The sequence below is a fragment of the Streptomyces sp. NPDC033131 genome, assembly GCF_055578365.1.
On record NZ_JBVIPA010000017.1, the window covers coordinates 75,564 to 101,284 of the forward strand.

Annotated in this window: 26 protein-coding genes and 1 pseudogene; 9 read left to right on the forward strand and 18 right to left on the reverse strand. The window is 71.2% G+C overall.

Annotated elements, in window-relative coordinates:
* Positions 1 to 220: 220 nt before the first annotated feature.
* The 11 genes and pseudogenes from ACZ5XS_RS22430 to ACZ5XS_RS22480 all read right to left on the reverse strand — a co-directional run bounded on the left by ACZ5XS_RS22430 (position 221) and on the right by ACZ5XS_RS22480 (position 10,493).
* The gene (locus ACZ5XS_RS22430) at positions 221 to 1,273 is read right to left on the reverse strand and encodes a LacI family DNA-binding transcriptional regulator (protein ID WP_468654069.1); all 1,053 of its coding nucleotides are present in this window, start codon (positions 1,271 to 1,273) and stop codon (positions 221 to 223) included.
* A 41-nt stretch (positions 1,274 to 1,314) separates the two neighbouring features.
* On the reverse strand, positions 1,315 to 2,964 hold the full coding sequence (locus ACZ5XS_RS22435; protein WP_468653904.1) for an extracellular solute-binding protein: 1,650 nt from the start codon (positions 2,962 to 2,964) through the stop codon (positions 1,315 to 1,317).
* Positions 2,965 to 3,027: 63 nt separating this feature from the next.
* Positions 3,028 to 3,888 (reverse strand): carbohydrate ABC transporter permease, encoded by an 861-nt coding sequence (locus ACZ5XS_RS22440; protein WP_217235876.1) that lies wholly within the window; start codon positions 3,886 to 3,888, stop codon positions 3,028 to 3,030.
* A 35-nt stretch (positions 3,889 to 3,923) separates the two neighbouring features.
* The gene (locus ACZ5XS_RS22445; protein WP_468654072.1) at positions 3,924 to 4,778 is read right to left on the reverse strand and encodes an ABC transporter permease; all 855 of its coding nucleotides are present in this window, start codon (positions 4,776 to 4,778) and stop codon (positions 3,924 to 3,926) included.
* A gap of 228 nt (positions 4,779 to 5,006) precedes the next feature.
* Positions 5,007 to 5,393, reverse strand: a pseudogene (locus ACZ5XS_RS22450) (LAETG motif-containing sortase-dependent surface protein); the annotation flags it as partial.
* 46 nt (positions 5,394 to 5,439) lie between these two features.
* Entirely contained in the window at positions 5,440 to 5,853 is a 414-nt protein-coding gene (locus ACZ5XS_RS22455) for a hypothetical protein (protein WP_468653906.1), read from the reverse strand.
* 185 nt (positions 5,854 to 6,038) lie between these two features.
* The gene (locus tag ACZ5XS_RS22460; protein WP_468653908.1) at positions 6,039 to 7,130 is read right to left on the reverse strand and encodes an amidohydrolase family protein; all 1,092 of its coding nucleotides are present in this window, start codon (positions 7,128 to 7,130) and stop codon (positions 6,039 to 6,041) included.
* A gap of 26 nt (positions 7,131 to 7,156) precedes the next feature.
* Positions 7,157 to 7,948 (reverse strand): PIG-L deacetylase family protein, encoded by a 792-nt coding sequence (locus ACZ5XS_RS22465; RefSeq protein ID WP_468653910.1) that lies wholly within the window; start codon positions 7,946 to 7,948, stop codon positions 7,157 to 7,159.
* 54 nt (positions 7,949 to 8,002) lie between these two features.
* Positions 8,003 to 8,812 carry an amino acid ABC transporter ATP-binding protein gene (locus ACZ5XS_RS22470; RefSeq protein ID WP_468653912.1) on the reverse strand — a complete coding sequence of 270 codons (810 nt, stop codon included), beginning with the start codon at positions 8,810 to 8,812 and terminating at the stop codon, positions 8,003 to 8,005.
* Entirely contained in the window at positions 8,809 to 9,645 is an 837-nt protein-coding gene (locus ACZ5XS_RS22475; protein WP_468653914.1) for an amino acid ABC transporter permease, read from the reverse strand. The genes ACZ5XS_RS22470 and ACZ5XS_RS22475 overlap by 4 nt, the downstream gene beginning before the upstream one ends.
* Positions 9,642 to 10,493 (reverse strand): transporter substrate-binding domain-containing protein, encoded by an 852-nt coding sequence (locus tag ACZ5XS_RS22480; protein WP_468653916.1) that lies wholly within the window; start codon positions 10,491 to 10,493, stop codon positions 9,642 to 9,644. Before ACZ5XS_RS22480 ends, ACZ5XS_RS22475 begins: the two co-directional genes overlap by 4 nt.
* Positions 10,494 to 10,758: 265 nt before the next feature.
* On the opposite strand from ACZ5XS_RS22480, the gene ACZ5XS_RS22485 reads away from it, so the two are divergent.
* The 6 genes from ACZ5XS_RS22485 (at position 10,759) to thpD (ending at position 15,953) form a co-directional block, all read left to right on the forward strand.
* Complete coding sequence (locus tag ACZ5XS_RS22485; RefSeq protein WP_468654073.1) at positions 10,759 to 11,859, forward strand: pyridoxal-phosphate-dependent aminotransferase family protein; 1,101 nt, start codon at positions 10,759 to 10,761, stop codon at positions 11,857 to 11,859.
* Between the two features lie 84 nt (positions 11,860 to 11,943).
* Complete coding sequence (locus tag ACZ5XS_RS22490; protein ID WP_468653918.1) at positions 11,944 to 12,471, forward strand: DinB family protein; 528 nt, start codon at positions 11,944 to 11,946, stop codon at positions 12,469 to 12,471.
* Positions 12,472 to 12,762: 291 nt separating this feature from the next.
* Entirely contained in the window at positions 12,763 to 13,281 is a 519-nt protein-coding gene (gene ectA / locus ACZ5XS_RS22495) for a diaminobutyrate acetyltransferase (RefSeq protein ID WP_217235781.1), read from the forward strand.
* A 39-nt stretch (positions 13,282 to 13,320) separates the two neighbouring features.
* Positions 13,321 to 14,592: a diaminobutyrate--2-oxoglutarate transaminase gene (gene ectB / locus ACZ5XS_RS22500; protein ID WP_468653920.1), complete on the forward strand. Its 1,272-nt coding sequence runs from the start codon at positions 13,321 to 13,323 to the stop codon at positions 14,590 to 14,592.
* Between the two features lie 52 nt (positions 14,593 to 14,644).
* Positions 14,645 to 15,049 carry an ectoine synthase gene (locus tag ACZ5XS_RS22505; protein ID WP_217235779.1) on the forward strand — a complete coding sequence of 135 codons (405 nt, stop codon included), beginning with the start codon at positions 14,645 to 14,647 and terminating at the stop codon, positions 15,047 to 15,049.
* A 7-nt stretch (positions 15,050 to 15,056) separates the two neighbouring features.
* A complete protein-coding gene (gene thpD, locus ACZ5XS_RS22510) occupies positions 15,057 to 15,953 on the forward strand; it encodes an ectoine hydroxylase (protein ID WP_468653922.1) in 897 nt (298 codons plus the stop codon).
* A gap of 21 nt (positions 15,954 to 15,974) precedes the next feature.
* Here the strand turns inward: thpD and ACZ5XS_RS22515 are convergent, their stop codons facing one another.
* The 5 genes from ACZ5XS_RS22515 to ACZ5XS_RS22535 all read right to left on the reverse strand — a co-directional run bounded on the left by ACZ5XS_RS22515 (position 15,975) and on the right by ACZ5XS_RS22535 (position 20,633).
* Positions 15,975 to 16,988 carry a maleylpyruvate isomerase family mycothiol-dependent enzyme gene (locus ACZ5XS_RS22515; protein ID WP_468653924.1) on the reverse strand — a complete coding sequence of 338 codons (1,014 nt, stop codon included), beginning with the start codon at positions 16,986 to 16,988 and terminating at the stop codon, positions 15,975 to 15,977.
* Between the two features lie 43 nt (positions 16,989 to 17,031).
* Positions 17,032 to 17,658 (reverse strand): RNA polymerase sigma factor, encoded by a 627-nt coding sequence (locus ACZ5XS_RS22520; RefSeq protein ID WP_217235776.1) that lies wholly within the window; start codon positions 17,656 to 17,658, stop codon positions 17,032 to 17,034.
* 44 nt (positions 17,659 to 17,702) lie between these two features.
* On the reverse strand, positions 17,703 to 18,755 hold the full coding sequence (locus ACZ5XS_RS22525; RefSeq protein ID WP_468653926.1) for an aminotransferase class V-fold PLP-dependent enzyme: 1,053 nt from the start codon (positions 18,753 to 18,755) through the stop codon (positions 17,703 to 17,705).
* Positions 18,756 to 18,824: 69 nt separating this feature from the next.
* Positions 18,825 to 19,571, reverse strand: a complete 747-nt coding sequence (locus ACZ5XS_RS22530) for a DsbA family oxidoreductase (RefSeq protein WP_468653928.1) — start codon at positions 19,569 to 19,571, stop codon at positions 18,825 to 18,827.
* Positions 19,572 to 19,631: 60 nt separating this feature from the next.
* On the reverse strand, positions 19,632 to 20,633 hold the full coding sequence (locus ACZ5XS_RS22535; RefSeq protein WP_468653930.1) for a GlxA family transcriptional regulator: 1,002 nt from the start codon (positions 20,631 to 20,633) through the stop codon (positions 19,632 to 19,634).
* Positions 20,634 to 20,704: 71 nt separating this feature from the next.
* Between ACZ5XS_RS22535 and ACZ5XS_RS22540 the strand changes: the two genes are divergently transcribed.
* Positions 20,705 to 22,087: an MFS transporter gene (locus ACZ5XS_RS22540; protein ID WP_468653932.1), complete on the forward strand. Its 1,383-nt coding sequence runs from the start codon at positions 20,705 to 20,707 to the stop codon at positions 22,085 to 22,087.
* Here the strand turns inward: ACZ5XS_RS22540 and ACZ5XS_RS22545 are convergent.
* Entirely contained in the window at positions 22,053 to 22,661 is a 609-nt protein-coding gene (locus ACZ5XS_RS22545) for a DUF1349 domain-containing protein (protein WP_468654075.1), read from the reverse strand. The two genes, ACZ5XS_RS22540 and ACZ5XS_RS22545, sit on opposite strands and share 35 nt — an antisense overlap.
* A 104-nt stretch (positions 22,662 to 22,765) precedes the next feature.
* Positions 22,766 to 24,295 (reverse strand): aldehyde dehydrogenase (NADP(+)), encoded by a 1,530-nt coding sequence (locus tag ACZ5XS_RS22550; RefSeq protein WP_468653934.1) that lies wholly within the window; start codon positions 24,293 to 24,295, stop codon positions 22,766 to 22,768.
* Between the two features lie 158 nt (positions 24,296 to 24,453).
* Here ACZ5XS_RS22550 and ACZ5XS_RS22555 point away from each other — a divergent pair, with 158 nt between their 5' ends.
* Positions 24,454 to 25,227 carry an IclR family transcriptional regulator gene (locus tag ACZ5XS_RS22555; RefSeq protein ID WP_468653936.1) on the forward strand — a complete coding sequence of 258 codons (774 nt, stop codon included), beginning with the start codon at positions 24,454 to 24,456 and terminating at the stop codon, positions 25,225 to 25,227.
* Positions 25,228 to 25,229: 2 nt separating this feature from the next.
* On the forward strand, positions 25,230 to 25,703 hold the full coding sequence (locus ACZ5XS_RS22560; protein ID WP_468653938.1) for a GNAT family N-acetyltransferase: 474 nt from the start codon (positions 25,230 to 25,232) through the stop codon (positions 25,701 to 25,703).
* Positions 25,704 to 25,721 lie beyond the last annotated feature (18 nt).

The window sequence follows — 25,721 nt, forward strand, 5'->3', positions numbered from 1 at the left end:
GGGACAGGGGGGAGCAGGTCCTTTCGGTCGGTGGGCGGCCGGGACGGCAGTGCTGCGGCGCACGACCCCTGGCGTCGGTTGCCCTTTCATCCGGCGATGGCCGGAGGGCGGGGGCAACGCCCGGCTTACGGCGAGGGACAGGGGGGAGCAGGTCCTTTCGGTCGGTGGGCGGCCGGGACGGCAGTGCTGCGGCGCACGACCCCTGGCGTCGGTTGCCCTTTCATGCGGCGGTGGCCGGGGGCGGGGCAACGCTGCGGCGTACGACGATGTGGGTGCCGAGGAGGTGGTGGCTGCCGGCGGCGTGGTCGGGGTCGCGCAGGGCGATGCGGACGGCGGCGCGGCCGAGTTCCTCGGCGGGGGTGCGGACGGTGGTGAGCGGCGGGTTGAAGTCCTCGGCGAGGGGGATGTCGTTGTAGCCGACGACGGAGATGTCGTCGGGGACCCTCAGTCCCGCGTCGGCGATGGCGCGCAGAGCCCCGGCGGCGACCATGTCGTCCCCGGCGAAGACCGCCGTGAACTCCCTTTCCTCCTTGAGGAGTTCGGTCATCGCGTGCAGCCCGGCCGCGCGGCCCAGGCCGCAGTCGACGACGTGCGCGGCGCTCGCCGGCAGCCCGTGCTCGGCGAGCGCGGCGCGGTAGCCGGTGACGCGGGCGTCGAGGGCGGTGTTGCCGGGCAGTCCGCCGAGGAAGACGATCCGGCGGTGGCCGGCCGACAGCAGGTGCCCGGTGATCGCCCGCGCCCCCGCCTCGTTGTCGAACTCGACGACCAGCGCGGGGATGTCGGGGTCCGGGGCGGGCCGGCCGCACAGCACGAGCCGGGCGCCGGTGGCATCGAGGGCCTGAGCGTAGTGCGCCACGCGCGAGCGATACGCGTCGTCCTCGACGACCCCGCCGACCAGGATCACCAGCCGGGCCCCCTCCTCCCGCATGAGCTGCACGAACTCCATCTCGCGCTGCGGGTCCCCGCCGGTCGCGCCGACCACGCACAGCCAGCCGCGGTCGGCGGCCTCCGCCTCGACGCCCTCGGCGACCTGGGCGTAGAACGGGCTGGTCACCTGGCGGACGACGACCGCGGCCATCTTGCGGCCGCCGCCGACCAGGGCGCGCGCGTGCGCGTTGGCGACGTAGTCGAGGTCGCGGGCGGCGCGCAGGACGCGGGCCCTGGTCGCGGGCGGCACCGGGTGGTTGCCGCTGAGCGCGCGGGAGGCGGTGGCCATCGACACGCCCGCCCGCTCCGCGACCTCTCTGATCGTGACCCGCCGCTTGGACCCCATGCCGTTCCCCATCCCCCGCGCTCCTCTTCCACCGGCAGCCGTCACGTGTTGGCCGCGTAGTCCTTCGCGAACTCCTCGGCCATTCTGTCGCCGCCCCGCGCCCGCCACTTCTTCACCGCCCCGTCCCACTCCGACAACGACAGGCGCCCGGCGACGATGCCGGTGACGGTGTCGTCGAGGAGCGCCTTGAGCGTGGTGCCCTGGGCGTTCTTCGTCCGGGACTGCAGGCCGTAGGAGGCGTTGCGGACGGCGTGCGGGACGGTTTTGAGCTGCCAGGCGTGCAGCGCCCGCACGGCGTCGGGCATGCCCGGCACGAACAGCACCTGGGGGCCTTCGGCGAGGTACTTCAGCGGCAGGTTGGTGTTGTTCTCCACCTCGCCGAGCTTGGTGGGCTGTGGTGAACCGTCCTTGCCGCGGGTGAAGTGGGTGCCCTCGAGGCCGTAGTGGACGAGTTCCCACTCCTGGCTGCCGAAGGGCGCGGCGAGGTAGTCGAGGATGCGCAGCAGCAGCTCGACGCGTTCCTTCTTGGCCTTCTTGAGCACCGTGTAGCCGAAGGAGCGGCGGGCCGCGACGATGCCGCCGGCTTCTCCGCCGACGCTGTACGGGAGCGCGGCGGCCGGGGTCAACTTGCCCTGTGACTCCCGGTACTTGGGCAGGTAGGCGCCGAAGCCGTCCTGCATGGAGCCGACCGTGCCGTTGTAGTAGAGGGTGGTGAGGTCGATCTGGGAGACGGACGTGGCGTCCGGGTGGTAGGAGCCGTCCTTGCGCAGCCGGGACTGGAAGGCGATCGAGGCCTTGTAGCGTTCGTCGGCGCAGCCCGGCAGGAAGGTGCCGTCCTTGCTGACGGCCCACTCCTGGGGTGCGTTGTGGGCGGCGGAGTGCGCGGCGTTGCCGAAGAGGGAGCCCTGGGCGGCGCCGAGCGCGTACGTCCGCCCGCTGGTCGCCCGTTTCGCGACGGCGGCGAAGTCGTCGGCGCTCCAGCCCTCCGTCATGCCGGCGTCGGCGAACATGCCCTGGTTGAGCCAGAGGGTGGAGCCGGGCAGCGGGCGCTCCAGCGGGATGCCGAAGATCCGGCCGCCGATGCGGCCCATGTCGCGCCAGGCATGGGTGGGGATGTTCGCGAGGTTGGGGTAGTCGGTGATCGCCTCGCCGGACAGGTACGGCGTGAGGTCCTCCGCCCGCCGCTGCACGAACTCGGCCTCGCGGGGCAGCACGAACCCGGAGAAGAGGTTGATGATGTCCGGGAGGGTGTCGGCGTCGCCGGCCATCACGGTGGCCATCTTCTTCTGGTAGTCGGCCTGGGAGACGATCGTGTACTCGATCTTCACGCCGAGGGCCTTCTCGACGGCGGCCCAGAACCGGTTCGCGGAGGCGGGCTTGGGCGGGGTGCCGAACGACACCGACATGACCTTGACGGTGGAGCCGTCGCCCGGGGTGCGGGAGACGGACCTGACCAGGTCGGAGGGGTAGGCGGTGTATCCGGCCTGGACTCCGGCGTCGGTGGGGGCGAGGTCCGGCTTGGGGCCGGTGGTGGGACGGTGGGCGGGCCAGGGGGCGAGTTTCTTGCCCGCGTTGGAGACGTCGCTGTCGCCCGAGCCGGTGGAGCAGGCGGTCAGCAGGGTGGGGGCGGAGACGGCGGCGCCGACTGCGGCGGCGGAACGCAGCAGGGTGCGTCGGGAGATGCTGGGCATGGGCAGGTGACCTTTCCGAACGCGGCTCTGGATGATGTGTCAGTTCTCTGGGGCCGTGCCGTGTCAGCTCTTGATGGCGCCCGTGAGCACGCCCTTCGTGAAGTACTTCTGCAGGAACGGGTAGACCAGCAGGATCGGCACGGTGGCGATCACCAGCACCGCCATCTGCACGGTCTGCGGGGCGGTGATCGTGCCCTCGCCGGTCGTCGCGTCGGTGAGCCCGGAACCTGCCACCACGTAGGTGCGCAGCACCTGTTGCAGGGGCCAGTGGTCGCTCTCCAGGTAGAGGGAGGCGTAGAACCAGGAGTTCCAGTACGACACCGCGTAGAACAGGCCGACCACGGCGAGCGCGGCCTTGGACAGCGGCAGGACGACCGAGAACAGCACCCGCCAGTCGCCCGCCCCGTCGAGCCGTGCGGCCTCGTACAGCTCCTCGGGGATGCCCTGGAAGAAGCCGCGCAGGACGACGAGGTTGAACACGTTGACCAGGACGGGCAGGACCAGGGAGGCGTAACTGTCCAGCAGGCCCAGTTCCTTGACCAGCAGGAAGCTGGGGATCATGCCGGGCGGGAAGAGGAAGGTGAACAGGATGAGGAGCAGGACCGGTTTGCCGCCGAAGACACCGGGGCGGGACAGGGCGTAGGCGAGGGTCACCGTGCAGGCGAGGCTGAGCAGGGTGCCGACGATCGTGACGCCGGCGCTGACGCCGAGGGCGTGGGTGACGATGCCGCCGTCGAGGATGTCGCGGTAGGCGTCGAGCGAGGGTTCGGTCGGCCACAGCACCCAGCCGCCGTTGTCGACGACCTCGTCGGTGGAGGCCAGCGAGGTCGACACGATGACGAGGAACGGCACGCAGACCAGCAGCACGACCGCGACGAGCGCGAGGGCTTTGGCGGCCTGGGTGAGCGGCTTCGGCCTCTCCATCCAGCCGGGCCGGACGGGGGTGCGGGTACGGGCACTCACTTGTAGACCCCCTGTTCGCCGAGGCGGTGGGCGACCTTGTTGGCGGCGTAGACGAGGAGGGCCCCGATCAAGCCCTTGAACAGGCCCGCGGCGGCGGCGAATCCGTAGTCGCCGCCGACGATGCCCTGGTAGTAGACGAAGGTGTCGATGATCTCGGCGGCCTCCGGGCCGACCGCGTCGCGCTGCAGCAGCATCTGCTCGAAGCCGACGGAGAGGATGTCGCCGAGCCGCATGATGAGCAGCAGCACGATCACCGGGCGGATCGCGGGCAGCGTGACGTGCCAGAAGCGCCGCCAGGGCCCGGCGCCGTCGATCGCGGCGGCCTCGTACTGCTGCTCGTCCACCGTGGCCAGCGCGGCGAGGAAGATGATCGTGCCCCAGCCGGCGTCCTTCCAGATGACCTGGGCGACGGTGAGCGGCTTGAAGGCGTCGGGGTTGCCGATGATGTCGACGGTGCTCAACCCCATGCCGTCCAGCGAGGAGTTGAGCAGGCCGGTGTCGCCGAGCAGCTGCTGGAAGAGGGCGACGACGATCACCCACGAGATGAAGTGCGGCAGGTAGGCCACCGACTGCACGAACCGGCGCACCGAGCTCCAGGTGAGGCTGTGCAGGAGCAGGGCGAGGGCGAGCGGCACGGGGAAGTAGAAGGCCAGTTGCAGGACGGCGATCCAGACGGTGTTGAGCACCGCGTCCCAGAAGGCGCCGTCCTCGAACATCCGCTGGAAGTTGCCGAGTCCGACCCACGGACTGCCCCAGAGTCCGTCGAAGGGGACGTACTCCTTGAAGGCGATGACATTGCCGGCCAGGGCGCCGTAGTGGAACAGCAGGAAGTAGGCGAGACCGGGCAGCAGAAGCAGGATGAGACCACGGCTCTGCAAACGTTTTCGTCGCGGATGTTCACCACTGGTTCGACGGCGAGTTGTGTCAACCTCCTCCGTACCTGCGCGTTCCCGTAGGACAGCGACCACGGGTCCCCCTCGAGTCTCGATGTCGGAGTGAGGGGAAGTTAAAACGTTTTCATTCGGCAGTCAACAGGTCTGACACAGAAGGGCTGTTGACTGCCGAACCTGCCCGGCCGGTCAGCCGCGGCCGCGGCGCGCCAGCACCACCGCTCCCCCACCCGCCACGACCAGCGCGAACGCGCCGCCCGCGAGGTACGGCGTCATCGAGCTGCCGCCGGTCCGCGCCAACCCCGCTTCGGCCGGGGTGCCCTGCGGCTTCACGTCGGCTGCCGGGGCCGTGCCGCCGGGCGCGGCGGGGGCCTTCGAAGGCGCCGGGGGTGCCTCGCAGGTCGCCTTCGCCAGGGTCAGAGCGCCGGTCACCTCGGCCACGTTCAGTTCCAACGGGTTGACGGACACCTTGAGTTCGAGGGCCGTCGCGGCCGCGGTACGCGTCGTCGTCTCCGTCTTGGAGGGGTCGAGGCGGACCTCGCCCACGCCGGGCACCTTCACGTCTCCGCCTCCGCCGTCTCCGTCTGCGCGCCACCCTTGTCGGCACCGGCCACGGCGTTGATCATCGGCACCGCTCCCTCGACCCCGGCCCGCACGGGCGAGGCAAGACCCGCGGCCGCCTCCTCACCACCACGTGGTCCCCCATGAAGGTCCGGTACCCCGGTGTCGGCCGGCGCCAGGCGCCGAACGCCGCTTCCTCCATCGAGCCGAGGATGTCCCCGCAGGGCCTCGTCCGGGACGTCGAACGCGCGCAGCGTGGCGGGGCCCCGTGGAGCACCTCCGCCACCGCGCGGTGCACGAGGAAGTCCTCGAGCCGCTCGGGGTTCCGCTCCCAGGGCTCGTGGAGTTCCGCGCCGTACACGGCGTGCGGATTCTCCGGGTCGAAACACCAGCGCCAGTCGCCGGTGGTGTCCACCATGAAGACGGCCCTGCCGTCGGCGACCCCGATCCGCTCGGGCGGGATCATCGTCGTCACGACTCGAGCGGCACGTCCCACCGTGCGGCCAGCTCATGCCAGTCCCGCAGCGGGCGGGGCAGCCACACGCAGGAATCCGGCAGCGGCGTCGCGTCCCTGGCCGGAGGGCCGTACCAGGTGGACAGGAACTCACCCAGGTCGATGTTCGCCCGGTTCGATCACGCCTGCCATTCTTTCAGCGAACCTCAGGCCGTCACCCGACCGTTCAGCACCACCCGCAGTGGGTCCGCGAGCACGCGGACGTCCGTGCGGGGGTCCTGTTCGTACACCACCAGGTCCGCCGCCGCGCCCTCCTCCAGGCCGGGGCGGCCCAGCCACTGCCGGGCGTCCCAGGTCGTCGCCGCGAGGGCCTTCAACGGCGGGATACCGGCCGTCACCAGTTCCGCGACCTCCGCCGCGACCAGGCCGTGGGGAAGCGTGCCGCCGGCGTCCGTGCCGACGAAGACCGGGATGCCGGCGTCGTAGGCGCCCCGGACCGTGTCGTAGCGGTGTTCGTGCAGGCGGCGCATGTGGGCGGACCAGCGGGGGAACCGGGACTCGCCGCCCTCGGCCAGCCGCGGGAACGTGGCGATGTTGACCAGGGTCGGGACGATCGCCACCCCTCGCGAGGCGAACAGCGGGATCAGGTCGTCCGTCAGGCCCGTGGCGTGTTCGATGCAGTCGATGCCGGACTCGACCAGGTCACGGAGCGAGTTCTCGGCGAAGCAGTGGGCGGTGACGCGGGCGCCCAGACGGTGGGCCTCCGCGATCGCCGCCTCGGCGGCCTCTCGCGGCCAACTGGGTGCCAGGTCGCCCACCTCGCGGTCGATCCAGTCGCCGACCAGCTTCACCCAGCCGTCGCCGCGCCGGGCCTCCTGGGCGACGTACGCCACCAGGTCGTCCGGCTCGATCTCGTGGGCGAAGCCCCGGATGTAGCGGCGCGTGCGGGCGATGTGCCGGCCCGCGCGGATGATCTTCGGCAGGTCCTCGCGGTCGTCGGTCCAGCGGGTGTCGGAGGGGGAGCCCGCGTCGCGGATCAGCAGGGTGCCGGCCTCGCGGTCGGTCAGCGCCTGCTTCTCCGCGACGTCGACGTCGACCGGCCCGTGCGGGCCCAGGCCGACGTGGCAGTGCGCGTCGACCAGGCCCGGCAGCGCCCAGCCCGACATCGTGCGGATGTCACGGGCGGCGACGGGGCGGTCGTAGGAGATCCGGCCATCGATGATCCACAGCTCGTCCCGGACCTCGTCCGGGCCGACCAGGATCCGCCCCTTCACGCGCAGCACCGTGCGATCACTCATGCACCGCACCTTAGCCAGCCCCGGCGTCACTGCTCCCAGGGTGGTGGTCCCTCGAAGGCGAGCGGGAACACGTCGAAGAGGACCGCGGCCTCGGTACCGAGCGCGCGCCCGGCCTGTCGGGCCGACCAGGTCAGGAACGGGCGGGGCTCGAAGGCCTGGGCACCGAGGCCCCTGGTGTACTCGGCGTGGGCGGTGAGCGAGGCGATGCCCCGCTCCAGTGGTGCGCCCGTCACGTCCACGCCGTGGGTGGGCCGCTCGGCGCCGGCGAAGCACACGAAGCGGACTCCGCCCCAGGGCTCGAGCCCTTCGTCGGCGAGCTCCGGGAAGATCCACCGGTTGCCCGCGTCCCGCGAGGCGTCGAGGGCGGCGAGGCCGACCACGCGGTGGTCGGCCTGGTTGACGACTCCGGCGACCATCCGCACGGTGTACGCGCCCGTCACCACGACCTCGGGCCGGTGCCGGCGGATCGCCCGCACGAGGTCGCGGCGCAGGGCCGGCCCGTCCTCGATGCTCCCGTCGCGGTGGTCGAGGAACTCGACCGTTTCCACGCCCACTTCTCGGGCTCCGGCCCGCTCCTCGGCCTCGCGCAGCGGGCCCGCCTCGTGCGGGGGCAGTCCGTCGATGCCGGCCTCGCCCCGTGTGACCAGCAGGTAGGTGACCTGCTTGCCCTGAGCCGTCCACCGGGCCACGGCGGACGCCGCCCCGTACTCGATGTCGTCCGGGTGCGCGGCCACGGCGAGGCAGCGTTCCCAGTCCTCCGGCAGCGAGGGCAGCGCGGTGCCGGCTCCGGAGCCGGCCGTGTCGTCGAGAGTCGTCATGCCCGAATGATGCCGCTTCGCGGGCTCTGACCGACAGAGGAACGTATGCCCTCTTCAGTCCCTGCCGCCCACCTGGTCCGACGTCTCCTCCTCCACCTCGGCCATCGCCGGGTCGAGGAGGCGGGAGAGGAAGTGGCGGGTGCGTTCGTGGCGGGGGCCGGTGATGACCTGCTCGGGGGTGCCGTCCTCGACGATCACTCCGCCGTCCATGAAGGCGACCCGGTCGGCGACCTCGCGCGCGAAGGTCATCTCGTGGGTGACGACCATCATCGTCATGCCCTCGTTCGCCAGTCTGCGCATCACCGCCAGGACGTCCCCCACCAGTTCGGGGTCGAGCGCCGACGTCGGCTCGTCGAACAGCATGACCTCCGGGCCCATCGCCAGCGCGCGGGCGATCGCGACGCGCTGCTGCTGGCCGCCGGAGAGGGAGGAGGGGTAGGCGTTCGCCTTCTCGGACAGTCCCACCCGCTCCAGGTTCTGGGCGGCGATCCGGGAGGCCTCCGCCTTGCCGCGCCGGAGCACCCTGCGCTGCGGCAGCGTGAGGTTCTCGGTCACCGACAGGTGCGGGAAGAGGTTGAACTGCTGGAAGACCATGCCGATACGGCGGCGTGCGGCGTCGATGTCGACGTCCGGGTCCGTCAGCTCGGTGCCGCCGACGAAGACCTGTCCCCCGGTCGGCTCCTCCAGGAGGTTCACACATCGCAGCAGCGTCGACTTGCCCGAGCCCGACGGCCCGATCACGCACACGACCTCGCCCCGGTCGATCTTCAGGTCGATGCCGCGCAGCACCTCGTTGTCGCCGAAGGACTTGTGCAGGGCCCGTACGTCGATCTCCGGGTGCGCCCCAGGAATCCTCTCGCTCATTTCACGGCCTCCTGGGCCTTCGTCTCCATCCGGCGCACGACGAAGCCGAGCGGGACCGTGACCAGCAGGTAGCACAGGCCGGCGACGAGGATCGGCGTGGAGTTGGCGGTCGTGCTGGCCAGATCGCGGCCGTACTTGGACAGTTCGCGCTCCTCCAGGGTGACGCCGAGGAACAGCACCAGCGAGGAGTCCTTGAAGAGCAGGACCAACTCGTTGGTGAGCGGCGGCAGGATGATCCGGAACGCCTGCGGGATGATGATCGAGACCATCGCGCGTGCGGGTGAGAAGCCCAGGGAACGGGCCGCTTCCATCTGGCCCTTGGGGACCGCCTGGATGCCCGCGCGGATCGTCTCCGCCATGTACGCGGCGGCGACCAGCCCGAGCGCGAGGGCGACCTTGCCGTAGGTGCCGCCGATGATCTCCGTGCCCGGGAAGGCGAGCGGGACGGCGACGCCGATGAAGATGAAGATCAGCAGGGCGGGCAGGCCGCGGAAGATCTCGATGTACACGCCGGCGAACCAGCGGTACGGCCCGACCGACGACAGCCGCATCAGCGCGATGACCATGCCGAGCACCAGGCCGACGACGAAGCCGGACAGGGTGTAGAGCACGGTGTTCTTCAGCGCCAGCGTGATGACGTCCGGGAACATCTGCTCGGCGATGTCGGCCTGCGCGAACTGGTTCTTCAGCCGCCCCCAGTCCGCCGAGACCGCGAAGGCGATCACGGCGGCGGCGAAGACGGCGTACTGAATGCCGCGGGACAGGCTGCGCTTCTGACGCCTGGTCAGACCTTTTCTGCGGGGCGGGACTTCGAGCTTGGTGGCGTCACTCATGACGCGGACGGCGAGGCCGCGGTCTCGTCGTACGGGCCGATCCACTGCTCGTAGAGCTTCTTGTACGTGCCGTCGGCCCTGGCGTCCGCGATGGCCTTGTTGATCGCGGCGAGGAGCTTGGTGTTGCCCTTCTTCACCGTGAAGCCGTACTGCTCACCGGTGTTGAGGTTGTCGACCACCTTGAAGGCGTCGGCGTTGGCCTTGCCCTTCAGCCAGCCCTGGACGACCGGGTAGTCGATGATGACGGCCTTGACCTGGCCGGAGCGCAGTCCGTTGAGGACGGCGTCGGAGGACTCGAAGGAGACCGGGTCGAAGCCCTGGCCCTTCGCGTAGTCCTCGCCGGTGGTCTGCGCCTGGGCGCCGAGCTTCACCTTCTTGGACTTCACGTCGGCGAGGGAGCCGACCCCGGCGTTCTTGTCGACCAGGACGGCCTGCGTGGCGTCGAAGTACGGGTCCGAGAAGTCGACGTTCTTCTTGCGTTCCTCGGTGATGGTCATGCCGGCCGCGGCGAGGTCGCACTGGCCGGCGTTGAGGGACCCGCCGGTCTTGAAGTTCTCGAAGGGCTGGTCGAGGATGTCCTGCCTCACGCCCAGGTCCTTGGCGGCCAGGTCGATCAGTGAGACGTCGAAGCCCTGCACCTTGCCGTCGATCTCCGACTGGAAGGGCGGGTAGGGCAGGTGCGTGCACGTGGTGAGCTGGCCGGCCCTGACCAGCTCGACCCCGCCGGCGGCGGTCTTCGAGCCGCTGCCGCCGTCGTCGGTGGACGTGCAGGCGGACACGAGCACCAGCCCGGCCGTCGCGGTGATGGCAGCCAGGACGCGGGTCCGGCGACCGAGGGGCGTGTTCACGGCGGGCCTTCCTATGGGGGAACTATGACGTCAGAGGCTTGAGATTATAAGGAGAACTTTGGGTTCCTCAAATCAAACCAATGGTTGCGGGTCCGTCCGGCCTGAGAAGTCATCGGCCGGAGAAGGGCGGCGGAGGGCGGTTACCCTCGTCTCGTCTACCCCGTGAGTGACACTCGTTACCCCGCGAGTGGGAGTCGTTGCCCCATGGGTGGGAGTCGTTGCCCCGTGAGGGAGTCGTCGCCCCGTGAGTGAAGAGAGCACTGCCGTGACGCATCCGTTCCTGGATCTGGCCCCGTTGACCGCGGCGCACTTCGCGTCGATCGAGGACCGCGTGGCGCGTCTGCTGAGCACCCGACAGGACGTGGTGATCATGCAGGGCGAGGCACTGCTGCCGCTGGAGGGTGCGATCCGTTCCACCGCCGGACCGGGCACCACGGCGCTGAACGTCATCACCGGTCCGTACGGGCAGACCTTCGGCGACTGGCTGCGCGACTGCGGCGCGCGGGTCATCGACCTGGCGGTGCCCTTCCACACGGCCGTCACCGCCGAACAGATCCGGGACGCCTTCGCCGAGCATCCGGAGATCGACTTCGTGTCCCTGGTGCACGCCGAGGCCGCGACCGGCAACACCAACCCGGTCGCGGAGATCGGCGAGGTCGTACGGCGCCACGGTGCGCTGTTCTACCTGGACGCCGTCGCCTCCATCGGCGCGGAGCCGGTGCTGCCGGACGCGTGGGGCGTCGACCTGTGCGTGATCGGGGCGCAGAAGGCGATGGGCGGGCCCGCGGGGGTCTCGGCCGTGTCGGTGAGCGAGCGGGCGTGGGCGCGGATGGCCGCGAATCCGGGGGCCCCGCGACGGTCGTACCTCTCCTTGCTGGACTGGAAGGAGAGGTGGACAGACGGCGGCCGCACGGCGCTGCCGCACGCGCCGGCGCAGTTGGAGATGCTCGCGCTGGAGGCGTGCGTCGAGCGGATCGAGGCGGCCGGGCCGGACACCGTGATGGACCGGCACCGGCGCGCCGCCGCGGCGACGCGGGCCGGGGCACGGGCGCTGGGCGCGGGCCTGGAGCCGTACGTGTACGAGGACGCGGAGGCCGCGCCTGTCGCCACGACGCTGAGGGCGCCTTCGGGGGTGGTGGCGTCGGAGCTGGTGGCCCGGGCCCTGGAGTCGGACCCGGCGGTGCCGCTGGTGGCGGGCGGGGGTGCGCTGGCCAAGGAGATGATCCGGGTGAACCACTACGGGGCGGACGCCACGCAGGGGGCGGTGCGGGCGAGTCTGGCGGCCCTGGGGGCCGCGTTGCGTGACCAGGGACTGAGTGTGGACGTGGAGGGGGCGCTGCGGGCGGTCGAGGGTGCGTGGCGGTAGTCGCCGGCTGACCCCCGCCTCGGCCAAAGGCGCCTCGTTCCCGAAGGCCGGACCGGCCGCGAACCCCCGTGGCATGCTCGGTTCATGACCACAGACACTCCCTCAACTCTCCCCGACGGCCGCCCCGTTCCCCTTCTGACCGGCGACGAGCGCCCCATGCTGGAGAGCTGGCTCGCCTTCCACCGGGCCACGCTGGAGCTGAAGTGCGCGGGGCTGGACGACGCGCAGGTGCGCAGGGCGTCCGCGCAGCCGTCGTCGCTCACGCTGCTCGGGCTGGTGCGGCACCTCGCGGAGGTGGAGCGGAACTGGTTCCAGCGGGTGGCCGCGGGGCAGGACGTACCGCCGTTGCACGGGGAGGGGAACGGGCACGTCCTCGATCCGGAGCGGGGGCTCGACGAGGCGCTGGCGGTGTGGCGGCGGGAGGTCGCGCGCGGGGACGAGCTGTGTGCGGGGCGGTCGCTGGACGACGTGGGGCGGATCGCCGACGGGTTCATGGCCGGCGCCGAGGTCAGTCTGCGATGGGTGTACATCCACATGATCGAGGAGTACGCGCGCCACAACGGGCACGCCGACATTCTGCGGGAACGGATCGACGGAGTAACCGGAGCCTAATTCCGAGAGAATTCCGGGTATTCTTTTACGTGCAGCTTCCCGTATTCTTCTGCCCGCTTTTTCTCGACCTAAACGCAAAGATTCCGCGAACGCCCATCGGTGGAATTCGGGCAGATCTCGTGGGGATTACATGGCTGTGACGCGTTACACACACTGTCCATTTCGCCCCCTATTTTCCGTTCAAATCGCCACATTCTTTCGCATGCACCCGCGCGGATAACATAAACAGCGCCCGGACGTAACCCCATCCGGCGATGCATTTTTCAATTTCCCTCGGTAAATTCACTGGGCATGACTGCCGCACAAGCAGACCTGCAAATCGACCGCCCGGTGGTGGCGGACGGAGCCGCGCTGTGGCGGATGGCAAGGGACTCGAAGGTTCTCGACCTGAACTCGTCCTACAGCTATCTGCTGTGGTGTCGCGACTTCGCCGCCACGTCGGCCGTCGCTCGCGACGAGCACGGCGAGCCGGTCGGCTTCGTCACCGGCTACGTCCGGCCGGACCGCCCCGGCACCCTGCTCGTCTGGCAGGTGGCCGTGGACGAGTCGCACCGCGGGCGCGGGCTCGCCGCCGCCCTGCTGGACGGGCTGGTCGCGCGCACCGCAGCCGAACGCGGGGTGACCGGCGTCGAGACCACCATCACGCCGGGCAACACCGCCTCCGAGCGGCTGTTCACGTCGTTCGCCGAGCGTCACGGCGCCCGCCTGGAGCGCGAGGTGCTGTTCGACGCCGGCGTGTTCCCCGACGGCCCGCACGACCCCGAAGTCCTGTACCGCATCGGGCCCCTGTCCCTCACTCCCGCCGCCTGACCCCCACGCAACCCGCCACGCAACGAGGAGCGATTCGTCGTGACCATCACCCAGCCCGACCTCAGTGTCTTCGAGACCGTCGAGTCCGAGGTGCGCAGCTACTGCCGCGGCTGGCCCACCGTCTTCGACCGTGCGCAGGGCAGCCGCATGTACGACGAGGACGGCCACGAGTACCTCGACTTCTTCGCCGGAGCGGGCTCGCTCAACTACGGCCACAACAACCCCGTTCTCAAACGGGCGCTGATCGACTACCTGGAGCGGGACGGCGTCACGCACGGTCTCGACATGTCGACCACCGCCAAGCGGGCCTTCCTGGAGTCCTTCCAGAACCTCGTGCTGCGGCCGCGCGACCTGCCGTACAAGGTCATGTTCCCCGGGCCGACGGGCACCAACGCCGTGGAGGCCGCGCTGAAGCTGGCGCGGAAGGTGAAGGGGCGCGAGGCGATCGTGTCCTTCACCAACGCCTTCCACGGCATGTCGCTCGGCTCGCTCGCCGTGACCGGCAACGCCTTCAAGCGGGCCGGCGCGGGCATCCCGCTCGTCCACGGGACGCCGATGCCGTTCGACAACTACTTCGACGGGAAGGTCCCGGACTTCCTCTGGTTCGAGCGACTGCTCGAGGACCAGGGCTCCGGGCTCAACAAGCCCGCCGCGGTGATCGTGGAGACCGTGCAGGGCGAGGGCGGCATCAACGTCGCGCGTCCGGAGTGGCTGCGCGCGCTCTCCGAGCTGTGCCGGCGGCAGGACATGCTGCTCATCGTCGACGACATCCAGATGGGCTGCGGACGTACGGGCGCCTTCTTCTCCTTCGAGGAGGCCGGCATCACGCCCGACATCGTCACCGTGTCCAAGTCCATCAGCGGCTACGGCATGCCCATGTCGCTGTGCCTGTTCAAGCCCGAGCTGGACATCTGGGAGCCGGGCGAGCACAACGGCACCTTCCGCGGCAACAACCCCGCCTTCGTCACGGCCACCGCCACGCTGGAGGCGTACTGGGCGGACGGCTCCGTGATGGAGAAGCAGACCCGCAAGCGCGGCGAGCAGGTCGAGCAGGCGTTCATCTCCATCACCGAGGAGAACCCCGCCGACGTGAAGGAGTACCGGGGACGCGGGCTCGTGTGGGGCATGGAGTTCCACGACAAGGAGCGGGCCGGCAAGATCGCGCACCGCGCCTTCGAACTCGGGCTGCTCATCGAGACGTCGGGCCCGGAGAGCGAGGTCGTGAAGCTGCTGCCGGCGCTCACCATCACGCCCGAGGAACTGGACGCCGGGCTGAGCATCCTCGCCCGTGCCGTCCGCGAGACCGCCTGAGCCCTTCGGGCCCCACCCATCAGCACATCCACCTAGGAGGCATCGCAGCACCGTGATCGTCCGTTCGTTCAAGGACCTCGAAGGCACCGACCGGCACGTGAAGGCCGAGTCCGGCACCTGGGAGAGCAAACGCATCGTCCTCGCCAAGGAGAAGGTCGGCTTCTCCCTGCACGAGACGGTCCTGTACGCGGGTACGGAGACGTCGATGTGGTACGCGAACCACGTCGAGGCCGTCGTGTGCGTCGAGGGCGAGGCCGAGCTCACCGACGACGAGACCGGGCAGAAGTACGCGATCACGCCCGGGACCATGTACCTGCTCGACGGCCACGAGCGGCACACGATGCGGATCAAGAAGGACTTCCGCTGCATCTGTGTCTTCAACCCGCCCGTGACCGGCCGGGAGGACCACGACGAGAACGGTGTCTACCCGTTGCTCACCGAACCCGAGGAGGTGTGACATCACCATGACGACCGCCACCAGGATCCCCGATCTCTATCCCAGTCGTGGCGCCACCGAGGTGGCCACCGAGCGCAAGGACCCGGTCGTGTGGTCCGCGCCCGGAACGCCCGGCCCGATCGCCCACGCCGGGCTGCAGTCCTTCGAGCGTGACGGCTTCCTCGCCGTCGACCAGCTCATCGGCCCGGACGAAGTTCCCCTGTACCGCAGCGAGTTGGAGCGGCTCGTCACGGATCCCGCGATCCGGGCCGACGAGCGGTCCATCGTCGAGCCGCGGACCCAGGAGATCCGGTCCGTCTTCGAGGTGCACAAGATCAGCGAGATCTTCGCGAACCTCGTGCGCGACGAACGGGTCGTCGGCCGGGCCCGGCAGATCCTCGGCTCGGACGTGTACGTCCACCAGTCGCGGATCAACGTCAAGCCCGGCTTCGGCGCCAGCGGCTTCTACTGGCACTCCGACTTCGAGACCTGGCACGCCGAGGACGGTCTGCCGAACATGCGCACGGTGTCGGTCTCGATCGCGCTCACCGAGAACTACGACACCAACGGCGGTCTCATGATCATGCCGGGGTCGCACCGTACGTTCCTCGGGTGTGCGGGGGCCACTCCGAAGGACAACTACAAGAAGTCGCTGCAGATGCAGGACGCGGGCACGCCGTCCGACGAGGCGCTGACCGCCATGGCGAGCCAGTACGGCATCAAGCTGTTCACCGGCAAGGCCGGTTCGGCGACCTGGTTCGACTGCAACTGCATGCACGGCTCGGGCGACAACATCACGCCCTTCCCGCGCAGCAACGTCTTCATCGTGTTCAACAGCGTGGAGAACGAGGCGGTCGAGCCGTTCGCGGCGCCGGTGCGCCGGCCGGAGTTCATCGGGGCCAGGGACTTCACGCCGGTGCGATAGGTCCTCGGGGAGCGGGCGGTGTCACAGCCAGGCGAGTGACGCCGCCCGCTCCAGCACGTTCCGTACGGCCTCCGCGTCCCCGTCGGCGCCCCGCGGCACCTCGTCGGGTGCGTACCGTCCGCCGACCAGGAGGCAGAAGTCGACGGGGTTCAGGGCGAGTTCGGCGCGTACGGGCTCGTCCTCGGAGCCCAGCACCCACTCCTCGCCGCCGGTGACCGCGAACAGCACCGGCGGCGCGGTCGGTCCCAGGGCCAGGCCGAGGACGCGGACGGCCAGCCGGACCAGCTGCCACAGGTGTGCCTCGGGCGGCGGCGGGACGGGCAGGCCGAGGGCGCGGCCGATGTCGTCGGTGTGGATCCACACCTCGAAGGCCCGCACCAGGAAGTGCTCGGCGACCGGCAGCCGCATCCCCATCAACGTCACGGCCGACGCCGCCGGTTGGGGATCACGCGCCTCGGGCGTGGCGAGCAGCGCGTCCGCCTGGGCGGCCCAGTCGGCGACCGTCTCTTCGGGCGTACGGCCCGACTCGTGGGCGATGACCTGGGCGGTACGCCGGTTCCAGACCTGCTCCCAGTCCGTGCTCTCGTCGGCGGGCGGCGCGGGCGGCACCCGAGTGCCGACGCCGAGCCGGCCGGCCAGGGGCTCGTCCGCGGCGAGGAGGTGGGCCACGGTCGCGTGCACGTCCCAGTCGTGCACCACCCAGGTCCCCCAGCGGCCGTCCGCCTCGGGCAGCAGCGCCCTGAGCCCGGCGACGGCGGCGGCGTAGGGGGCGGCGTGCGGGGCGACACGGGGTGCGGGCGGGCGGACGCGCAGGGCGAGCGGCAGCACGCCGGGCGGCGCGGCGGGCCGCTGCGAGGGCTCGACCGGCGGCGGTCCGTCCAGCAGTCGTACCGTCTCCCGCAGCCGTTCCGCCTCCCCCGCGCAGTCCTCGCACTCGGCCAGGTGCCGGGAAACCCTCTCCTCGTCGGCCGGTTCCAGGGCGCCGAAGGCCCAGGCGGCCAGCAGGTCCCGTACGCCCTCGTGATCCGTGGTCATCGCACACCTCCTTCCCGCTCTTGCCGCGGTTCCCCGCCTGCCATCATGCGCCTGCCTCCCACGCCGGGTCGGGCGGGTCGGGCGCATCCGCCAAGGACGCGGCCAAGGTGCGCAGTGCCTTGCGCAGGCGGGTCTTGGCGGTGCCCTCGGGGATGCCGAGTTCGACGGCGGCCTGCCGGTAGGTACGGCCCGCGAAGTAGGCGAGGTGCACCACCTCCCGTTGCGACTGCGGGAGTTCGGCGAGCGCGGAGTGCAGGAGCAGGGAGCGTTCCCGGTCGACGACCGCCTCGTCGGGGCCGGGAGCGGCATCGGGGATGGTGTGCAGAGCGAGGTCGTCGGCGCGGGCGTCCTTGCGGTGCCGGGCCTCGCTGCGCACCCAGTCGACGGCCCGCCGGTGGGCGAGCAGGGACAGCCAGGTGCGCAGGGTGCCCCGGCCGGCGTCGAAGGCGTACGGCCTGCTCCACAGCTGGGCGAAGACCTCCTGCGCCACGTCCTCGGCGGCGGCCGGAGTCCGGGTGACCCGCAGGGCCACCCGCCGCACCAGCCCGCCGTACGCCGTGTACGCCTCCGTCAGCGCCGACTCGTCGCCGTGGACCAGCCGCCGGTGCAGCTCCGCGTCGGCGGACGGTTCGACGGACGTCTTGCCCCTGGACTCCAACGGCACCACCACCCCTGCGCCCTTCCTAGCGTCCCGGGCGGGCCGGCGCCACCGGTTCAGCCGGACAGGACCTCCAGCAGCCGGTCCACGTCGGCCGTCGTGTTGTACAGGTGGAAGGAGGCGCGCAGGTTTCCCGCTCGGTTGGAGACCCCGAGGCCGGCGCTGTCCAACTCCGGCTGGCGGTGGCCCAGTCCGGGCACGGACACGATCGCCGAGCCGGGTGCGGGCACCGGTTCGCGGCCGAGGCCGGCGAGCCCCGAACGGAAGCGGTCGGCGAGGGCGAGGTCGTGGGCGTGCACGGCGTCCACGCCGAGTTCCTCGATCAGTTCGAGGGAGCCGCGCATACCGGCGTACGAGAAGAGGGCGGGAGGCAGGTCGAAACGCCGTGCGGAGTGGGCGAGTTCGGTGACGGGGCCGTAGCAGCTGTCCCAGGGGTTCTCCCCCGCGACCCAGCCGGCCAGGATCGGCGTCAGGGCGCCGAAGTCCTCCGGCACGACGAGGAAACCCACTCCGTGCGGCCCGAGCAGCCACTTGTAGCCGACGCAGACGGTGTAGTCGTAGGTGTCGGCCTCGATCGGCAGCCAGCCGGCGGACTGGGAGACGTCGAGGTACGTACGGGCGCCGTGCGCCCGGGCCGCTTCCCGGAGGGCGGGCAGGTCGGCGATCCGGCCGTCGGCGGACTGCGCGGAGCTGACCGCGACGAGCGCGGTGCCGTGGCGGACGGACTCGGCGAGGCGTTCCAGCGGCACGGCCCGGACCTTGAGGTCGCCGCGGGCGTAGAAGGGGTTCACGACGGAGGTGAAGTCGTCCTCGGCGGTGAGGACTTCGGCGCCCGCGGGCAGCGAGGCGGCGACCAGTCCGGTGTACGCCACGACCGAGGACCCGGCCGCGACCCGGCCGACCGGGACACCGGCCAGCCGGGCGAAGGCGGCCCGGGCGGCCTCCACGTCGGCGAACAGGGAGTCCAGCGGCCGGCCCTCGGCCCTGAGCCGCACGGCCTCGTGCAGGGCCGCGACGGTACGGGCCGGCAGCAGCCCGCTGCTCGCGGTGTTCAGATAGGTGTTCTTCGGGGCGAACTCGGCACGGACGCGGCTCTCGAAGGTCTCCATGGGACCACTGTGAGCCCCCCACAACCTCCGGTCCATTGCGAATTTTTACGTGATTCCTCTTAGCGACGCTTATACGTCCGCCCCGACCTGCGTGTTTCCTCCGTGCTGCGGCACCGCGCACCCGTCCGGGCCGCACGCCTGCGCGTCCGCCTGGTCGAGCAGCCGCAGCGGCGGACGCTCGCCCCACGCCTGGGTCAGCGCCTGGGCGAAGACCTCGGCGGGCTGGGCGCCGGAGACGCCGAACTTGCGGTCGAGGACGAAGAAGGGCACCCCGTTCGCGCCGAGCTCGGCGGCCTCCCGCTCGTCGGCGCGGACCTCGTCGGCGTAGGCGGCCGGGTCGGCGAGCACTTCGCGGACGGCGTCGGCGTCGAGGCCCGCGGCGACGGCCAGCTCCACGAGCCGTGCCTCGCCCTCGGTGAAGACGGACCGCTCCTCGGCGAAGTTGGCCTGGTAGAACAGGTCGAGGAGTGCGTCCTGACGGCCCTGCGCCTTGGCGAGGTGGAGGAGACGGTGCATGTCGAAGGTGCTGCCGTGGTCGCGGCCGTGGGTGCGGTACTCCAGCCCTTCGGCGGCGGCCAGCGCACCGAGGTTCTCCTCGCCGGCCCGGGCCTGCGCCTCGCTCATGCCGTACTTCTTGGTGAGCATCGTGACCACGGGCTGGATGTCGTCCTTGGCGCGGCCGGGGTCCAGCTCGAACGACCGGTGCACCACCTCGACCTGTCCACGGTGCGGGAAGGCCTCCAGCGCCTTCTCGAAGCGGGCCTTGCCCACGTAGCACCAGGGGCAGGCGATGTCGCTCCAGATCTCGACGCGCATGGTGGCAGCACTCTCCAGGTCGTGGCGGTGCGGAGGCTTTCTCCGTAGGTGCGTGAACGTTCAAGCAGCGGGTTTCATTCCCCGGCTCCCGGCGGCCGTGGTTCCCAGGCGGCTGAACTGCGCCCGGTACGCGCTCGGCGTCAGTCCGGTCCGCCGGACCAGATGCGCCCGCAGGGAGTCGGCCGTGCCGAGACCGCTCTCGCGGGCCACCCGGTCCATGGGCAGGCCGGTGGTCTCCAGGAGCTCCTTGGCGCGCTCGACGCGCTGGTGGAGCAGCCACTGGAGGGGGCTGACCCCGCTCTCGGCGTGGAAGCGGCGGGTGAGGGTGCGTACGGAGACCCCGGCGTGGCGGGCCAGATCGGTCAGGGTGAGCGGCTTGTCGAGGTTGCGCATGGCGTGGCCGCGGATGTCGGCGCAGGCGGTGCCGCGCTCGGGCGGCAGCGGGGTCTGCGTGAACTGGGCCTGGCCGCCGGGCCGGACGGGGGCGACGAGCGCGAGGCGGGCGACCTGGTTGGCCGCGGCGGCGCCGTAGTCGGTGCGGATGATGTGCAGGCACAGGTCGATGCCGGCGGCGTAGCCGGATGCCGTCAGGTATGGCCCGTCCTGCACGAACAGCACGTCTCCGCACAGGTTCACGCCCGGGTACCGCCTGCGGAGTTCCCCGGCGTGCGCCCAGTACGTCGTGGCCCTGCGGCCCTCCAGAAGGCCGGCCTCGGCGAGCTGGAAGGCGCCGGTGCACAGCGCCGCGATCCGCTTGCCGTCGGCGGCCGCCTCGCGCACCGCGGCCACGATCCGCGCCTCCGGCTCGAACGGCGCCCCGGTGCCCGCCACCAGCACCGTGTCCGCCTCCCGCACCGCGTCGAGACCGCGCCCCACGGCCAGATCGAGGCCGCCGGTGGTGGGCACCGGTCCCGGCTCGGCCGTGCAGATCACCACCTCGTACCCCGGCCGCCCGTCCCTGACGACCTTGCCGAAGAGCATCTCCGGGATGGCGAGGTTGAACATCGACACGGGCGAGGGCGCGATGACGACGACGCGGTGCGGGGCGACCGACTGGGGCATGGCCAGAACCTCCGGGCATATGGCATTCCGGCCACTACTGTACGTCGCCGGAATTCCGCAGCATGTAATCCATGTCAACGAACCGGACCTTCCAGGCCGACGAACCCGCCGTCGGGCAGCAGGAGTTGGGCGCCGACCGGCCCTCACCCGCCCTCACCCTCACCGCCGCCCTGCTCGGCTTCGCGCTGATCTGTCTCGACGCGTCCGTGGTGAACGTGGCGCTGCCCGCGATCGGTTCCTCCTTCGGCAGCGGCATGTCCGGTCTGCAGTGGGTGGTGGACGCCTACACGCTGGCCTTCGCCGCGCTCATGCTGTCCACCGGGGCGTTCTCCGACCGGGCGGGGGCGAGCCGCGCGTACGCGCTGGGCACCGCGGTGTTCACGCTCGCCTCGGTGGCCTGCGGGCTGGCGCCGAACCTGCCTGCCCTGATCGGCGCGCGGACGGTGCAGGGCGTGGCGGCGGCCGTCGTGCTCCCGGCCTCGCTGGCGCTGGTGCGGCAGGCCTACACCGATCCGGCGGGGCGGGCCCGGGCGGTGGCCCTGTGGGCGGCCGGGGGTTCGGTGGCGGTGGCGCTGGGCCCGGTGGCGGGCGGGGCCCTGACGACCGCCTGGGACTGGCGCGGGATCTTCTTCGTCAATCTGCCGGTGGGGCTGGTCATCCTGGCCCTGCTGGTGCGGGCCCCGCGCTCGGAACGCCGTCCGGCACCGCTGGATCTGCCCGGCCAGGTGACGGCGGTGCTTTCCCTGACGGCGCTGACGTTCGCCGTGATCGAGCGCGGGGCGGCGGGCTGGGCCGCGGGGGCGGTGGCCGTCGTCGCCGGTGCCGCGTTCGTCCGGATCGAGGCGCGCCAACCGCACCCTGTCGTCCCGCTCGGGCTCTTCCACGACCGGACCGTGACCGCGACGGTCGCCGCGGGAGCCGCGGTCAGCGTCGCCTTCTACAGCATGGTGTTCGTCTTCTCGCTCTTCTTCCAGCAGGTCCAGGGGCGCTCCGCGCTGGCGGCGGGACTGATGTTCCTGCCGATGACCGGGCTGATCGCGGTGACGAACGTGGTGGCGGGCAAGCTCGCCGGCCGGTACGGCCCCCGGCTGCCCATGCTGGTGGGGCAGGGGCTGGCCGCCGCGGGACTGCTGATGCTGCTGTACGTCGACGCCGGCACGCCGTCGGCTCTGGTGGCCGTTCTCCTGGTCCCCATGGCGCTGGGCTGCGCCCTGACGGTGCCGCCGCTGACCGCGGCGATGATGGACGCCGTACCCGCCGAGCGGGCGGGGCTGGCGGCCGGGGTGCTCAACTCGGCGCGCCAGGTGTCCGGGGGGCTCGGGATCGCCGTCTTCGGAGCGCTGGTCTCCGACGGGTTCGTCGGGGGGATGCGGCTGAGCCTGGTCATCAGCGCGGCCCTGCTGGCGGTGACGTTCGCGCTCAGCTGCCGTCTCTCAGGTCCTTCGGCCAGCTAGGCCGGAACTCGATGTGGTCGTACGTCACCACGCAGCCCTCGCCCATCGGCGACTGCGCCATGAACCCGACCAGGGCCGCGCCGGTCTCCTTCTCGTCCCCGAGGGTGAAGAGCCGGACGAAGGTCCAGCGCTGTCCGTCGCGGGAGGCGTGGAAGGCGAAGGCGCGGCCGGTGCGGCTCACCCTGAGCCAGACGGAACTGCCCTCGACGGTCCAGGAGTTGGCGTCGTCGGAGTGCCCCCGGGTGACCACCGTGCAGACGGTGGCCACGTCCGGGGAGTACTCCAGACACAGCTTGGCCCAGGCCCGCTCACCGATATGGACGTAGAGCACCCCCGCGTCGAAGGCCCCGGCGAACCCCACGGTGACGCGCGCGATCAGCTGGAAGTCCCCTACGGGGTCACCCAGCAGCCGCGGCGCGTCGGAGGCGGGGTCCAGTCCCTCACCGGTGGGCGGCACGAAGCGGTCCTGGCGGGGGCCCGCCCATCCGGTGAGCACACCGTCCTCGTGGGACCAACCGCCGTCCGGCCCGTAAGCGCGCAGCGGGAAGGGCAGTTCGGGAAGTTCCACGTCGATTGCCTGACTCTCGCAGGTCCGGTCGAGGTATTTCAGGGGCGCGGGGAACTGCGCGACCAGCCACGACCGACCGGCAGCCCGCAATTCACCGCACCCCTACGGCACTACCGCTCCAGGCGCCCGTTGAACCGCCGCGGCAGCCCCAGCGGATTCTCGTCCCGAAGCTCCGCGGGAAGCAGCGCCTGCGGCGCGTTCTGGTACGCGACCGGCCGCAGCCACCGCTCGATGGCCGTCCCGCCGACGGACGTCGACGTCGACGTCGTGGCCGGGTACGGGCCGCCGTGATGCTGGGCCGGAGCGACGGCGACACCCGTCGGCCACCCGTTCACCAGCACGCGGCCGGCCAGCGGGGTCAGCTCGGCGAGGATCTCCGCGCCACGCCCCTCACCGGCCGCCTCCTCCGTCGACAGATGGACCGTCGCGGTGAGGTTGCCGGGCAGACGTGACAGGACGGCCTGTGCCTGCGTGTCGTCGTCGTAGCGGGCCACGACGGTCACCGGCCCGAAGCACTCCTCCAGGAGGAGGTCGTAGGCGCCCTCGCTGGTCAGCTTCTGGGCCGACACCGTCAGGAAGCCCGCGCTCACCGTGTGCTCGCCACCCGCACCGGGCGTCACCGGGGAGTCCACCTCGGGCAGCTCGGCCCGCTCGGCGACACCCGCGACGAAGTTGTCCCGCATGCGGTGGTCGAGGAGCACCCCGGCCTCGGTGTCGCTGACGGCGTCGGTCAGGGACTTCAGCAGACGGTCGCCCGACGCACCGGACGGGGCGAGGACGAGCCCCGGCTTCACGCAGAACTGGCCGACGCCCAGCGTCATCGAACCGGCCAGGCCGGCGCCGATCGCCTCGGCGCGTTCCGCGGCCGCCGCCTCCGTGATCACGACAGGGTTCAGCGACCCCAGCTCGCCGTGGAACGGAATCGGCACCGGCCGCGCGGCCGCCGCGTCGAAGAGGGCGCGTCCGCCGCGTACCGAGCCGGTGAATCCCGCGGCCGAGACCAGCGGGTGCTTGACCAGTTCGACACCGGCCTCGAAGCCGTGGACGAGGCCGAGGACGCCGTCCGGGATGCCGTGCTCGGCGGCGGCCCGGCGCAGCACGGACGCGACCAGCTCGGACAGGCCCGGGTGGTCGGGGTGGGCCTTGACGACGACCGGGCAGCCCGCGCCCAGCGCGCTCGCGGTGTCACCGCCGGCGACCGAGAAGGCGAAGGGGAAGTTGGAGGCCGAGTAGACGGCGACGACGCCGAGCGGCACCTTGTAGCGGCGCAGGTCGGGGATCGGCGGCGTCGCGGTGTCGTCGGGGTGGTTGATGACGACGTCGAGGAAGGCGCCCTCGTCGACGATGTCCGCGAAGGCCCGCAGCTGGTAGCAGGTACGGGCGAGTTCGCCGGTCAGCCGGACCGGGCCGAGCGCGGTCTCGGCGTCGGCGGCCTCGACGAGGTGGTCCTTGGACGCCTCCAGACCGGCCGCGGCGCTGCGCAGGAAGGCCGCGCGGACCGTGCGGTCGGCGAGGGCGCCGCGCGCGGCGTGCGCGGCGCGGACGGCGGCGTCCACCTCCTGGGCTGTGGCCTCCACCGCAACCTGTTCACGCTGCTTCCCGGTTCGGGGGTCGACACTCCAGACTGGTGCTGCTGCCACCGCGGGTCCCTCCACATTGCTCGGCCGTCGGCGTGTTTGCCGCTTTATTGCCGCTGTTTCCAGGTCATCCACCAGGTCGTTCGATATGCTGAACGCTGTCTCTGATGGTGAATATGCTGTCGGAGACTATTTCCCGTCGAACGAAGGGGTCAAGGGCGATGTCGGCAGCCGAGACAGGCGGCGGGGCACAGGTCAAGTCCGCGGTACGGACCGTTGAACTGCTGGAGTACTTCGCCGGACGCCCCGGTATGCACTCCCTGGCCGCGGTCCAGGAGGCCGTCGGATACCCCAAGTCCAGTCTGTACATGCTACTGCGCACGCTCGTGGAGCTGGGCTGGGTGGAGACGGACGCGACGGGCACCCGCTACGGCATCGGCGTGCGGGCGCTGCTGGTCGGCACGTCGTACATCGACGGCGACGAGGTGGTCGCGGCGGCCCGTCCGACGCTGGACCGCCTCTCGGACGACACCACGGAGACGATCCACCTGGCGCGTCTGGACGGCACGAACGTCGTCTACCTCGCCACCCGCCAGTCCCAGCACTATCTGCGCCCCTTCACCAGAGTGGGCCGCCGCCTGCCCGCGCACTCCACGTCCCTCGGCAAGGCGCTGCTGAGCACCTACTCGGACGAGCGGGTCCGCAAGATGCTGCCCGAGACCCTGCCCGCCCTGACCGAGCACACGATCACCGACCGGGAGAAGCTCATCGAGGAACTGCACCAGGTGCGGGACCAGGGCTTCGCCGTGGACCGCGAGGAGAACACCCTGGGACTGCGCTGCTTCGGCGTGGCGATCCCCTACCGCACCCCGGCGCGCGACGCGATCAGCTGCTCGGTGCCGGTGGCCCGGCTGACTCCCGCCCACGAGCAGATGGTGAAGGACGCGCTGTTCGACGCCCGTGACCGACTGACACTCGCCACTCGGAGGCTCTGACGATGCAGGTCGCACTCCGCGATGTCCACGACAGCGACCTGCCGGTCTTCTTCCGGCAGCTCAACGACCCCGAGGCCCTGCACATGGCGGCCTTCACCCCGCGGGATCCGGCCGACCGGGACGCCTTCGAGGCCCGGTGGAAACAGCAGAGGTCGTCGGCCGACGTGGTGGCGCGGACCGTCCTCGTGGACGGTGACGTGGTGGGCAACGCGGCCGTGTACGGGGAGCCGGGCGAGCGCGAGGTCACGTACTGGATCGACCGCACGCACTGGGGCCGGGGCATCGCCACCGCCGCCCTGGGCGCGCTGCTGGCCGAGGTGCCGGAACGCCCGCTGTACGCCCGCGCCGCCGCCGACAACGAGGGTTCCCTGCGGGTGTTGACCAAGTGCGGCTTCCGCGCGTCCGCCCGGGCCACGGGATACGCGAACGCCCGCGGCGAGGAGATCGACGAGGTCGTGCTGACGCTGGAGGGCTGAGGGCGGCCGAGCCGTTCC